At 35.0% G+C, this 12,162-nt stretch carries 14 protein-coding genes; 4 read left to right on the top strand and 10 right to left on the bottom strand.

The window, feature by feature from the left end:
* Positions 1-2 precede the first annotated feature (2 nt).
* Both helD and AC0L8O_RS08000 read right to left on the bottom strand, forming a co-directional pair.
* Entirely contained in the window at positions 3-2,348 is a 2,346-nt protein-coding gene (gene helD / locus AC0L8O_RS08005; RefSeq protein ID WP_473447219.1) for an RNA polymerase recycling motor HelD, read from the bottom strand.
* 194 nt (positions 2,349-2,542) lie between these two features.
* Positions 2,543-3,166, bottom strand: a complete 624-nt coding sequence (locus tag AC0L8O_RS08000; protein ID WP_473447218.1) for a hypothetical protein — start codon at positions 3,164-3,166, stop codon at positions 2,543-2,545.
* A 162-nt stretch (positions 3,167-3,328) separates the two neighbouring features.
* Here AC0L8O_RS08000 and AC0L8O_RS07995 point away from each other — a divergent pair, with 162 nt between their 5' ends.
* Together AC0L8O_RS07995 and AC0L8O_RS07990 are read left to right on the top strand one after the other, a co-directional pair.
* Positions 3,329-4,111, top strand: a complete 783-nt coding sequence (locus AC0L8O_RS07995; protein WP_473447217.1) for a hypothetical protein — start codon at positions 3,329-3,331, stop codon at positions 4,109-4,111.
* A gap of 110 nt (positions 4,112-4,221) precedes the next feature.
* The gene (locus AC0L8O_RS07990) at positions 4,222-4,437 is read left to right on the top strand and encodes a hypothetical protein (protein WP_473447216.1); all 216 of its coding nucleotides are present in this window, start codon (positions 4,222-4,224) and stop codon (positions 4,435-4,437) included.
* Between the two features lie 37 nt (positions 4,438-4,474).
* On the opposite strand, the gene AC0L8O_RS07985 is transcribed toward AC0L8O_RS07990, so the two are convergent.
* Positions 4,475-5,524: an aldose epimerase family protein gene (locus tag AC0L8O_RS07985; RefSeq protein ID WP_473447215.1), complete on the bottom strand. Its 1,050-nt coding sequence runs from the start codon at positions 5,522-5,524 to the stop codon at positions 4,475-4,477.
* 255 nt (positions 5,525-5,779) lie between these two features.
* The gene (locus AC0L8O_RS07980; protein WP_473447214.1) at positions 5,780-6,442 is read right to left on the bottom strand and encodes an alpha/beta fold hydrolase; all 663 of its coding nucleotides are present in this window, start codon (positions 6,440-6,442) and stop codon (positions 5,780-5,782) included.
* 236 nt (positions 6,443-6,678) lie between these two features.
* On the opposite strand from AC0L8O_RS07980, the gene AC0L8O_RS07975 reads away from it, so the two are divergent.
* Both AC0L8O_RS07975 and AC0L8O_RS07970 read left to right on the top strand, forming a co-directional pair.
* Positions 6,679-6,894 (top strand): alpha/beta-type small acid-soluble spore protein, encoded by a 216-nt coding sequence (locus AC0L8O_RS07975; protein ID WP_026560765.1) that lies wholly within the window; start codon positions 6,679-6,681, stop codon positions 6,892-6,894.
* 120 nt (positions 6,895-7,014) lie between these two features.
* The gene (locus AC0L8O_RS07970) at positions 7,015-7,185 is read left to right on the top strand and encodes a hypothetical protein (protein WP_473447213.1); all 171 of its coding nucleotides are present in this window, start codon (positions 7,015-7,017) and stop codon (positions 7,183-7,185) included.
* 164 nt (positions 7,186-7,349) lie between these two features.
* Here the strand turns inward: AC0L8O_RS07970 and AC0L8O_RS07965 are convergent, their stop codons facing one another.
* The 6 genes from AC0L8O_RS07965 to AC0L8O_RS07940 all read right to left on the bottom strand — a co-directional run bounded on the left by AC0L8O_RS07965 (position 7,350) and on the right by AC0L8O_RS07940 (position 12,158).
* The gene (locus AC0L8O_RS07965; RefSeq protein ID WP_264142683.1) at positions 7,350-7,973 is read right to left on the bottom strand and encodes a CAP domain-containing protein; all 624 of its coding nucleotides are present in this window, start codon (positions 7,971-7,973) and stop codon (positions 7,350-7,352) included.
* Positions 7,974-8,099: 126 nt separating this feature from the next.
* Positions 8,100-8,291 carry a hypothetical protein gene (locus tag AC0L8O_RS07960; RefSeq protein WP_473447212.1) on the bottom strand — a complete coding sequence of 64 codons (192 nt, stop codon included), beginning with the start codon at positions 8,289-8,291 and terminating at the stop codon, positions 8,100-8,102.
* 8 nt (positions 8,292-8,299) lie between these two features.
* Entirely contained in the window at positions 8,300-9,064 is a 765-nt protein-coding gene (locus tag AC0L8O_RS07955) for a 2-amino-3,7-dideoxy-D-threo-hept-6-ulosonate synthase (RefSeq protein WP_473447211.1), read from the bottom strand.
* An 18-nt stretch (positions 9,065-9,082) separates the two neighbouring features.
* Positions 9,083-10,114 (bottom strand): 3-dehydroquinate synthase II domain-containing protein, encoded by a 1,032-nt coding sequence (locus AC0L8O_RS07950; protein WP_473447210.1) that lies wholly within the window; start codon positions 10,112-10,114, stop codon positions 9,083-9,085.
* 20 nt (positions 10,115-10,134) lie between these two features.
* Positions 10,135-11,388, bottom strand: coding sequence for a phenylacetate--CoA ligase family protein (locus AC0L8O_RS07945; protein WP_473447209.1), 1,254 nt, complete (start codon positions 11,386-11,388; stop codon positions 10,135-10,137).
* 14 nt (positions 11,389-11,402) lie between these two features.
* The gene (locus tag AC0L8O_RS07940) at positions 11,403-12,158 is read right to left on the bottom strand and encodes an amidohydrolase family protein (RefSeq protein WP_026560760.1); all 756 of its coding nucleotides are present in this window, start codon (positions 12,156-12,158) and stop codon (positions 11,403-11,405) included.
* Between the last annotated feature and the right edge of the window lie 4 nt (positions 12,159-12,162).

Raw genomic sequence — 12,162 nt, 5'->3', positions numbered from 1 at the left:
TACTACGACTCCTTTGTGTACAGATGATTTGGGACATTTTCGACTAATGAAGAAATGTTTCCCCTTGAGAATATAACCAGTTCATGCATAGCTCTTGTACAAGCAGTATAAAATAGGTTTTTCACTTGTTCACTCCCGTAAACTACATTTGAACCATCATAAATAATGACTACATCAAACTCGATACCTTTTGCCAAATAAGCAGGAATGATTACATTGCCTTCATTATATTCATTACTACGTTTATCTACTAATTGTACCTCTAACTCTGATTGTAATTTATTATGAACAACCTCTGCTTCCTGAGCGGATTGGCATATGATCGCAACCGTCTTGTATTGTTGAAAAGAATTCACTTTTTCAATAATTCCTCTGAGCAAATCTTCCTGATTATCTTTTTTGATCACAATTGGCTTTTTTCCATCGCGGTTAAAGGGAATGATGGATTTTGCACTGTCTAAAAGCTCACGAGTAAATTCAATAATTGGTTTTGTTGAGCGATAGCTTTTCGTTAGGATAATGGTTTCACCCCTCACATCTGGAAAAAGTTCTTTTAATGCATCTATACCAGATTGAGAGTTATGAGCATAAATTGCCTGATTCATATCCCCTAAAATAGTTAGTCGTGCGTTTGGGAATAAGTGATTAATAAAAGCATATTGAAATGCGGAATAGTCCTGTGCCTCGTCAATAAACACATATTTCACACTCGTATTCACTTGGAATCCAATGATCTTCTCCTTTAAATATAAAAAAGGTGTTGCATCTTCATAAAGTAGTCTATCACGTTTTAACTCTTTTAAAGTAAACGAACTTACTCCCTCCCATGTTTCCATTGAAAGATTTAAGGTTTCTTCTCCAAGTAAAGTCTTCGGGTCAAGTTCGAAAATCTGCTCATACATTTTTTTCATATTTAGAAACGCTTGAGTCTTGATTTGTTTTCTAACAGGACTTAAATGACGTTTGACAACATATTTTCGAAGCATTTCTTGTTCCCTGTCATAGTCATCAAAGGTGTCTTGTGTAAAACGCTTCTGTTTACTTAACTTTTCATAATAAAATTGATATTCTTCTTTACTTAAATACTGTATTTCTTCGTCTACCCAAGCCTTTTTCTTTTCTCTTTTTTCAATCGTTTTTAATTCACCTAGGAGCCAATCTGTCAAAAGCTTTATGCGATTTGGGGTAGGAATTGTCTTACTTATTGAATAAAAATGTGATTTGATTTGCTCTGAGGAAATTACCAGTTCTCCTCTAAAAATAATGTCATGAAAAACGAGCCCTTCTTTACTTAAATGCTCAAGGTAATGATTAATTAATGTCATATATTGAAAGGATGATTTAAACTTTGCTGAGTGCCGTCTTATATCATAATTATCATCACTAGTTGCTGTAAGCATGTATTCCATTTGTGTAAACGGATCTTCTACCTCAAAGTCCTTTGCCAAAAAATGCTCAAGATATTGTTGAAATGTTGTTTGTTGCATATTTTCTTCACCAAGTTCAGGTAACACATTTCGAATATAACTATTAAACATAAGGTTTGGAGAAAATAAAAGAATTTCTTCCGCCTCTAGGGTTTCACGATATTTATACAATAAATACGCTACTCGTTGAAGAGCTGCAGATGTTTTTCCGCTCCCCGCAGCACCTTGAACAATAAGTAACTTACCCTTTTCATTACGAATCACTTGATTTTGCTCCTGTTGAATTGTTGCTACAATACTTTTCATTTGTGTATTTGATTGATTCCCTAATACCTCCTGCAGCAACTCATCCCCTATCGTAATACCTGTATCAAACATCCCTTCAATAACAGCGTCTTTTATGATAAATTGTCTTTTCAAAGTAAGCTCACCTTTAACTGTGCCACCTGGTGCTTTAAATTCTGCTTGACCAAGAGAATAGTCATAATAAAGGCTCGAAATAGGAGCTCGCCAATCATAGATCAGGAATTCATCGGTTTTTCGATCTATATAAGAGGCAATTCCAAGATAAATGCTCTCAATCACTTGCTCACCTTTTTCAAGAAAATCAATTCTTGCAAAATAAGGGGTGTCCATTAATCTCTGCAGGTTTTTTAGATCTCGGTGAAGATGTTTATGACGGTGTTCCCGTTCAGATAAAAATTCCGCTTGCTGTTTGATGCTTGCTGCTGTTTCGCTTGCTTCAACTGCATCATCAAGATTTACCGTAACATCTTCCCAAAAGTTTTTGCGCATTGACACTATATCTGTTTTAACAGTAGACGTTTTTTCTGTTAAAGCGATTAAATCAGCTTTTATCTTATGTAATATAAAATCAATTCTTTCCTGTTCGAATTTTTTAGTTTCTTCAAAAGAATTCATATAACCCCGCCCTTCATAACATACCTATTAATTAGTTCGATATATCTTTTAAAAACTCCTACATTCTCTAATGTTTCTATTAACATTTTCTTTTTGAAACCCAACAATATCCATTATAAGGCCAAATAAAACGAAAAAAGATGCTAAAAATGAATACATTCATTTAAAACATCTTATATTGTTCAACATATTCATTACAGCTCAAATTCAGACAAAGAATCCATATGACTCGCAATCATAGCTATAATTGTGCTTGCCTCTTCTTTACTGAAAATAAAATTTGTTTCATCTTTGATAAGATCATCATCTTCTGTTTTGATGCGGTTTACGCGTCGTAGTACCCCATCACCTGTTTCTTGAACAATGCCAAACTGATACGTGACTTCTACCTCATCTTCATAAATAAATGCTGTCACTTCAGGAGTTTCCCACTCCACATCAATTTCTTCAAAAATATCTGTTTCTTCCTCATCTATAACATCATCAGCAAATTCTTCATCTAGCTCATCATTTATGTACACATGAAAGCTTTCATGGACTGCTTCAATAATTTCTTCAATATCAGCTAAAATTGTCCTTGTGGTTTGCTCATACTCAAAGTCAAATGTTTCAAAATAGAATTCCTCATTATAAGGGTCAAAAAACAAAGTGCAAAAATATTCTCGATCATCATCCTCTGTTTCAATAAAAAACTCAATCCGAGGGTGCTTTGCACCACGATCTATTGACATATTTCCTTCTTGATCATACTTTTCACATATCGATTCTAAATGATCTTGAAGTTCACTACTAACACGATCGAACCACTCCATACTCATTCTCCATACCACCTTCAACTTAATTTCATTTGTAGTATGTCCTTCTTTCTGCAATCTCTTTACATTTTTTTGTTCGTTCAAAAAAAAAACTTATCAAACAGCCCTGCTCACTCATATGATATTAACATCATTTTAAAAGAAGTGTGAAAGGAGTGAGTTTCATTGGTCTATATAAAAAATCAACAAAATCCACTTCTATATAAACAACCAACGAAAGTTGAAGCAACATCCAATCAACCGACATTTAGGAAGAATTATTTACAAGAGTTTATTAAAAATCAACAAACAATGAACGGAGAACTAAAAAATGCTTCTAATTCATTAAATTCTTTACTTCATCAAACAAAACATGAACAACAAAAGCATTTTCAACAATTAACAAAACAACTGGTTGATCAGGAAAATCGAACATTACCATTGCTTGAAAACATAAATAAGCAAGAAGAAGCTAACGAATTGTTCTTTCAAAAATTTACGGCGATCGACTCATTTAACAAAGATATACTAAAAAAATATGAAGAAGAAGGATTAATAAATCAAGCAATAATTGATCAACTTACACTTCAGGATACTGCTATGCATCAGCTCGCAAACAAAATTGACCAATTCAAAGAACAACATTCTAATGTAAATGAACAATTAGTTAGTCAAAAAGAAATTAATGACCAAATTTTAAAGACAATCGAAATTCAAGAAACGTTTCATAAAACAATATTAGATCGCATTGATCAGCAGGAAGCCATAAATTTAAAAACATCTCGTGAACTGGATAGCTTAAGAACTACAATTTTCGAAAGGATTAGTTTTGTTGTTGAAAAGATAGAAGAAAACTACAGGCAAATTACAGGTTATTTTGCCCAATTCTTTAATAGATCTGCTTCAACAAGAAACAATGACAACCAATCATCAGATAAAAAGGAAAAAGAAACAACAATTAGCAGGTAAATAACCTTTTATGACGTGAGGTTCAGGTTATGAAATCATTCATCTCCCTTCAAAATTTTACAACGTAAAAATTTGAGTTTATCCCTCCAATTAAGTAAAAGCTAAACATAATGAAGATAAATGGAGGGATTCTCATAACTATTAAAAAACCAGATTTTATGTATAGTAATTTTTTCGTTGATGAGCCTGGAAATTGGCATTTAAAAAAAGGAGCCCCGGCAGATGTACAAAAAGAGTTTGAGGAATACATGGAGTCATTAAACACGGTGCAGGATGAGCCTGGTACAATTGATAGCATTCGCGTTTCATATCCGTATGGGGAATAACTAAAAGACCCCTCATTTTTTTGAGGGGCTTGAATTTTTATTTTAAAACATTAAATTTATAAGTTGTGGATGTTTTGTACTCTTCCCCAGTATCTAAGATACATGGTGAAAATTGTGGATGATTTATTGAATCTGGAAGACCTTGAGTTTCCAAACAAACACCCATGTACCTTCTAGCTTTTGTTCCTCTAATGTCAAATGGCTCCTCAAGCATATTACTCGTGTAGATGACAACACTTTGTTGATCTGTTTCCACAGTAAGCTTTCTTCCACTCTTTTCGTCGATTAACACAATTTCTTCATTTTGATGGTTATCTAAAAGAAATGGATGGTCCACACCTTGACCCACGAGTTGAATTTGCTCATGAGTTGAAGATATTGCTTCCTCAATCTTCTTACCAGTATTGAAGTCAAAAGGTGTATTTTTAACATTTATAAACTTTCCAGTTGGTACTACATTGGAATTTAACTCAAGGATTTCATTACTCTTTACTTGTAATTTATGTGATAGAATATCATCTTTTAGATCTCCACTTAAGTTAAAATAACTATGATTTGTTAAATTAACTATTGTCTTCTTATCAGTAGTTGCATGATATGTAATAGAAAGCTCATTTTGCTCATTTAAAATGTATGTAATTCTAACAGATAGGTTTCCAGGATACCCGTTCTCTCCATCTTTGCTAACATAAGAGAACTCCACTCCTACTGCGTCAGTCTCATTTATTTCGTGAGCATCCCAAAGCTTTTTATCAAAGGCTTCTGGTCCGCCATGTAAATGATTATTAGCATCATTTTTTGGCAATTCATATAGTTGACCATCTAGTTCAAAATGTCCGTTACTTATTCTCCCTGCTACACGTCCACAAACAGCTCCGAAATAAGGAGAATCTTTTATGTAACTTTCAACATTGTCAAAACCAAGTACTACATTCTCCATTTTACCATTCTTATCTGGTACGACAATGTCTGTGATAATACATCCGAGCGTGATACATGATACTTTCATTCCGTTACGATTTTCTAACGTAAAAGAGTAGACTTTTTCCCCTTTTAACTCTCCAAAAACATCTTTTAAAACCTTCACAATATCTCTCCTCTTTCTTATCAATCTTATCTTTATATTAGAAGATATCTAAACCATTATATCACATTATTTGACAGCGTTTTCCTCCAATGGATTCAAAGATGTACTAACCTATATAATTAAGCATTTATTCTGCTTTTCCTGCCTTATTTGTTATATTCCCACAAAATAATTCGATCTCTTTGTTTGCTATCTTCCATCTTTTTGTTGGGACTTGATGATTTGTTTTGTTAATGATTACAACACGGAGGTGTTTTATCCTTTTTTATAATAAGTATGGTAGGTATTCGTTAATTCTGATTTTGATCCATCAATGATTAAAACCGGGACAGAGATTTTTTTAAGTTCTTTCATAAGATTACAATTTAAGACATCGAAATAATAGTTATACCATGCTTCCTTCTGAGCTTTCCGCATATGCTCTACAAGCATATTTCTTACATACTTATTTCTTGTATGACTTATTGCTAACAAATTACAAAGAAAATCACGATGATGTCTAACAAGAAACATTCCCATTTTATGCTCTAATTGAAATAGCGGATTTACTACAGCTGGGTATCCTCCAAATAAAATTAGCCCTTTCAATCGTTCCTTGTAATGAACACTCATATACTGTGCAATCATTCCTCCTGCAGAATATCCACAAACAATAGCACAATCAATTCCTAATCTATCTAAGAGTAAGATCATTTCTTCTGCATAGTACTTCACTAAATTATCAACTGGTTCAACATGTGAACTATCACCATGTCCTGATAAATCAGGTATGATCAATCTCATACTTTGACTTAGATTTTTTTGAAAATAAAAAACATGTCTACCCATACCTGGTGGGTGAATAAAAACAACCGGCACTCCCTCTCCAATTTCATCATAGGCTATGCTTTGTCCGTTTTCTAATTCTACGGTAGGCATGAACTTTTCCTCCTAAATATTTTTACTTGTAGTGTTCCTAGAACAACAACGGATTACCCGTTTTTAATGGAAAAACTTTCATAAATAAACACTGCATAAATAATTTGTAACCGAGTTATATTAAATATCAACAAAAGCAAATAACTTTTTTAAGGGTTAACCTAGATGGTTAATGGATGGTGCAAATCCACCCTAACCCACCACACAATACATTTTTAAAAGGAGATGGATTTATTATGGCAAGCAACAGTAACAACAATTCTAATCAATTAGTAGTACCTGGTGCTTCTCAAGCGATCGACCAAATGAAATACGAAATCGCAAGTGAGTTCGGTGTAAATCTTGGTGGAGAAACAACATCTCGTGCAAATGGTTCTGTTGGTGGCGAAATTACAAAACGCTTAGTATCTATGGCTCAGCAACAAATGAGCGGCGGAACTGGTAGATTTTAATTAAATATAATTTGCTAAGAGCATCGCATGTTGCGGTGCTCTTTTTATTGGTTTGTCATGAAAATATTCTGATTGGACACCCTAATAAAGCCTCTATTAATTGAAAAAGGAGTGGAGTTAATGGTTAACGAAAACTTTGGTGAATTTATAAAGGCTGAAGCAAAACATAAATCGCAATATCTCGGCTCCAGACAGCCTTCACATGGAAATTATAAAAATGATGAAGAGATTAATTCCCGAACAAATACTGATGACTCCGTAGGAGCGGATGGTCGAGATGTTTTTAAGTAAAACATCTTGATTTTTAGGCAGTCAGTGCTATAAAACAGCTGCCTTTTTTTAACTTGTTGATTTTTTATCTTCGATTCTGATATTTTATCTTTTATCAGACATAAACCTTTACAAATCGACAAATCCTCTTCTTATAATAGAAGAGGATTTGTCCTTATTTATACTTATCTACCCTTAATAAACATTTGCACCCATGCACCATGATAGAACCCTACTCCAATTGCATCAAATTCAGGTTTTAAGATATTTGCACGATGACCTGATGAGTTCATCCAGGCATTCATTACTTCTTGTGGGGTTTTTTGACCTTTTGCAATATTTTCTCCTGCATACGAATAGCTAATTCCAAATGTTTTTAGCATATTAAAAGGTGATCCGTAATTTGGACTTGTGTGTGAGAAGTAATTTGAATTAATCATGTCCTCTGCTTTTTTCTGAGCTACGTTTTTCACATCCGCTCGATGTGTTAAAGGTCTTAATCCTGCTTTGGCGCGTTCTTGATTTACTAGTTGAACAACTTGCTCTTGGAAGCTACTAACACTTTTAGCTGAAGGTTTAAGACGGATTACCTCTCCTACATGCATATTTCTTGGTTCAACGTTAGGGTTTAATTCCATTAACTTCCGGTAATCTAACCCATATCGTTGGGCTATGTACCAGAAAGTATCACCTTTTGATACTTTGTAAAATTCAAATGGCGGTTCTTTAAAGGTTTTAATTTGCCCATGTGATACAGAAGGCATCACCATAAATAAGACAAATGTTGCAAGAAAAAGCTTTTTTAACATGAAGTTTCCCTCCAATTTTTTGTTTTTTCCCATGTTAGTTTGGCTGATTTTCTTGAAACCATACAAAAAAGAGATCAGACTATGGTCCAATCTCTCCTACTTAATCATTTTCTTAGCGATTCTTTGCTATTCATTTTCATCTTTTCCGGCTCTAAAATTCTCCGGTAGTTTATCTAAAGGGATATTAATTCCAATATCACGTAACATATCGAATACAGCACCTTGAATTTGGTCACCGGTTGCTCCTTGTTTCTTTAACTCTGCGATTTTCTTTGATAAGTTACCAATTGCTTCGTTTGTGAATTGTTGTTTCTCCATATTTCACCTCATGATTGATTTAAAATAGATCGGATATTTTTACATAATTTCTTTGGATCATCATCTTGAAAAATGTTTCGACCTATTGAGATCCCATTTGCACCAGCATTTACTGCATCGTCAATCATCGTGATTAAATCACCGTTTGATGATAGTCTTTCTCCACCAGCGATTAACACAGGGATTTTCACACCGGAAACGACTTGTTTGAATGTCTCAGATGAACCACTATAATTGACTTTCACAATATCTGCTCCAAGCTCCTCGGCTACACGTGCAGCATGACGGATACGGTCCGGGTCAAATTCATGCACTCTGGAACCGTCACGAACATACATCATAGCTAATAATGGCAAGCCCCACTTATCACATTCTTCTGCAATTAAACCAACATCCTTTATTTGTTCGGCTTCAAAAGGTGATCCGAGGTTTACATGTGTTGAAATAGCAGTTGCACCCAATCGAATCGAATGCTCTACTGAAGAAACCAGTTCTTTTCGCATTGATTGAGATTCAGGAGCTAAAGCTGTTGATGCTGATAAATGAATGATAAGTTCACCTTTGTTTGAACCAATTGCACCAGTTAAATATCGAACAAGCCCTTTATGAACGACAACAGCATCTGCACCACCGTCGAATACAGCTTCAACTGTTTTGTTAATATCTGTTAACCCTTTAACAGGACCAATCGTAATTCCATGGTCCATCGGGACAATGAGTAGTTTGTCGGAATGATGGTAAAGCTTCTTTAGACGAATTTCTTTTCCGGACATTCTAATTCCTCCAATGTTCTATCTTTCGATAATTGTTTCACTTACTTTTACACCAACGTGTCTGCCTGGTTCACAAATATATGATAATAATTCATCACCCGGTTGTATCGTAGAAGCATTACGCGGTTTACCGTCTGCACTCATAATACGAATGTGCCAGTCGTCTTGTACGATTACGTTTAATTCACGCTCTCCTACTTTACCTTTGATGAGCAACATTGGACGAACCTCTGTTTTTATACGCCCAACTGTTAACACACGAGTTTCACCTTTTGTATTCACACACAGCACCTTATCTCCAGCTTTTAAATCACTTAAATATTCAGCTGCATCCTCAGGCTGCCATACATATGAGTGAACAGCACCAGAAGTTGATCCAATGATCATCCCTTCATCCTGGGTCATAATACCAGTGGTATCAATACATGCACGGACACCCATCCCTGCATGCATCACCTCAGTTACGACCATTGGGTGCAATTCAAGGTTTGGTAAACTTTGTTTTGACATAAATTCAGTTAATCTTTTCACTTCAATAACATTTGATGTAGCAAATAATACGCCATCACTACCTTTTTCAAGTGTTCCATAAGCGATCTCTGTATCAATTGCTGTATTTACTGCTCTTAAAAGGACAGTATTGCTTTCCTCTAAACGGGCAATAATTAACTCTAGTGGAATATTTGTCGGTAAATCAAAGTCAACAGCCGCAAAATCATACTCACTTGCTTCTCTTGAGCAGCGTTCTAACATTTCTCTATTATCAACAGAATAAAAGATACATGTTTGAAACCCTTGTTTTTTCGCTTCTGCTAATACCTCTTCCTTATTAGAAAAAATGACATCTCCAGCAGGGACTTCCTCTAATTGTTCACTGTTTTCAACTTCAGTCATGAACGTCATTTTTTGTGGAAAATAACCTTCTTGGCGTTGTTGTACAGATACCAACACTTTATCAATTGGTGAATGGTTGATTAACTCCCACACATCCATATTTTCTACTGATACTCCTCTTCCGTCATACCATACTTGCCTAGCTTTTTGTTGCATCTATCCTTACTCCTTCCAAACTAATTAGTTTTAATTTTGTTTAATAAATTTACCGTTTCTTGGTCAGTTAAAAAGTAACGGGGCTTCCCTTTCATCCCGAAGGAAACTTCATCTGTTCTGTCGTACAAGGTTCCTTTATCTAAAAGAATAATAGAAATGTTAACCCCGTATATTTTCTTCAACTTTTCAATATCATTCACATGAATCGTATCAGTACTAGACTCCTTTTCAATAAATAGATAGAGTGTATTGGTAATCTTTCCCGCAGACCAAAATCGTCTTGCAGGTAATGGAGCAATTATCTTCTCTAATTCGTACAGGTCAAATGAAACTGACTCAATCGTTATCAGATTTTCTTTTCTGCCTCTAATGACAAATGAACGACCATTACCACATGAACAAGAGCTGTTTATCTCCTGAACAATATCTCCTGTTGCATACCGAATCATTGGTGTAGCTCTTTTACGGAGAGTTGTAATGACAAGATTTCCACATTCACCAGGGTTTACAACAGTTTCAAAATCATCTTTTAAAATCTCAACATGAAAATAATCTTCAAACATGTGCAATTGCTGTTGAGTACAATCAACCATCGCTGTGCCGACCTCTGTCATACCATAGTTATCAAACACTGGAACTCCCCAGATATCTTCAATTAACTTCCTGCGATAAGGTGTTAGTGGTTCACCTGCTGTACATATTGCTCTTAAAAAAGGAAAATCTTTTTTAGGTTCAAGACCATGCATTTCTGCCATTTCCGCCAGCATAATAGCCTGTAATGAAATACACGCAAGGACTGTTATATTTAATCTTTTCATTAGATCAATCACCTTTGGCATAGGTGTAACAGTTGTACGACTATCTGCTGGAATCACACACCCACTCTGCATCTGAACAGACCGGTGCATAAAATGTGATATTGTTGATAGTGCATATGGAAAGCGGATGAGAACTCGGTCATGGCGGTTAAAATTGACTCCACACCTTGCAATACCTCTAGTAATTTCGTCAAGATCAGTCTCTGAATACCATACCGAAACAGGTGTTCCTGTTGTTCCGGATGATTCATGGTATTGAGATAACGACATATTAGAATCAGGCAGTAAACCAAAAGGTGATTGTTCTCTAAGATCAGCTTTAGTCGTTAACGGGATTGTTTTTAGGTCATTAAGGGAATACAGTAGTGGGATTTGAATGCGTTTAGAGTAATATGGGGATGTTTTGGCATAAGTTAGGATTTCATTTATAGCATTGATTTTCTTCTGTGTGTTCATCTACAAACACACCTCTATTTCATTTGTAATAAATGTTTTATATTTTGGCTTAAAATTTCTTCCCGCTCCCGGTCACTGATATTGAGCTTTAAAACTTTCTCGAGTTCAATTCCAGGGTGTGACAGCGGGTATTCTGATCCAAAAATCACCTTTGATGAGCCGACTTTTTTTACTGATTCTTGAATGTGAAGATAATTTCCTGTTGACGTTTCTAAATAAAAGTTCTGCATAACTGCTGCAGCTTCAAGTGCTTCTTGATCAGCAGGACCAAATCCCATATGTCCGATAATAAAATTGGTTTTTGGAAATTGTTTTGCTAATTGAACAAATTTTGCTGTCGAAGCTCCAGGACTGTAAACGACGTGAGAATAAACTGGAAACCCATAATTTCCACATAATTCAGCTAAACCTGTTACTCCCTTAGATGCAAAGGAAAATTGATGTGATAACGGTGATAATTTTAAGCCTTTAAACCCTTGTTTTTTTCCTCTTTCCAATTGAGAAAGAACATCTTTATCATGCGGATTAAGACAAATAAATCCATGAATTTGTTGATTTGCTTTGGATGCTTTTTCAACATATAGGTTGTCGGGAACCGGATTATCCGGTTTTGAACGTCCTGTAATATATTCTGTCATTTTTCGGACATCCAGCATTGCACCTGGTACAGCTACTGCCTCATCTATCCCTGCCTCTTTCATCAATTTCAAATACGTTTCCGTGTTTCCGTATTCGGTATTTGAAAGATGTGTATGGGCATCAATAATCATCTTT

It is taken from the genome of Metabacillus sp. KJ11-3 (assembly GCF_055808295.1).
This window is presented reverse-complemented; position numbering and strand designations above follow the sequence as displayed.

Coding starts and splice junctions, on each gene's coding strand:
- AC0L8O_RS07965 (WP_264142683.1), bottom strand. CDS start 7,973: ATGTTAAAAAAGCTTTTTCTTGCAACATTTGTCTTATTTATGGTGATG.
- helD (WP_473447219.1), bottom strand. CDS start 2,348: ATGAATTCTTTTGAAGAAACTAAAAAATTCGAACAGGAAAGAATTGAT.
- AC0L8O_RS07960 (WP_473447212.1), bottom strand. CDS start 8,291: ATGGAGAAACAACAATTCACAAACGAAGCAATTGGTAACTTATCAAAG.
- AC0L8O_RS07955 (WP_473447211.1), bottom strand. CDS start 9,064: ATGTCCGGAAAAGAAATTCGTCTAAAGAAGCTTTACCATCATTCCGAC.
- AC0L8O_RS07940 (WP_026560760.1), bottom strand. CDS start 12,158: ATGATTATTGATGCCCATACACATCTTTCAAATACCGAATACGGAAAC.
- AC0L8O_RS07950 (WP_473447210.1), bottom strand. CDS start 10,114: ATGCAACAAAAAGCTAGGCAAGTATGGTATGACGGAAGAGGAGTATCA.
- AC0L8O_RS07975 (WP_026560765.1), top strand. CDS start 6,679: ATGGCAAGCAACAGTAACAACAATTCTAATCAATTAGTAGTACCTGGT.
- AC0L8O_RS07980 (WP_473447214.1), bottom strand. CDS start 6,442: ATGCCTACCGTAGAATTAGAAAACGGACAAAGCATAGCCTATGATGAA.
- AC0L8O_RS07970 (WP_473447213.1), top strand. CDS start 7,015: ATGGTTAACGAAAACTTTGGTGAATTTATAAAGGCTGAAGCAAAACAT.
- AC0L8O_RS07990 (WP_473447216.1), top strand. CDS start 4,222: ATGAAGATAAATGGAGGGATTCTCATAACTATTAAAAAACCAGATTTT.
- AC0L8O_RS07945 (WP_473447209.1), bottom strand. CDS start 11,388: ATGAACACACAGAAGAAAATCAATGCTATAAATGAAATCCTAACTTAT.
- AC0L8O_RS08000 (WP_473447218.1), bottom strand. CDS start 3,166: ATGAGTATGGAGTGGTTCGATCGTGTTAGTAGTGAACTTCAAGATCAT.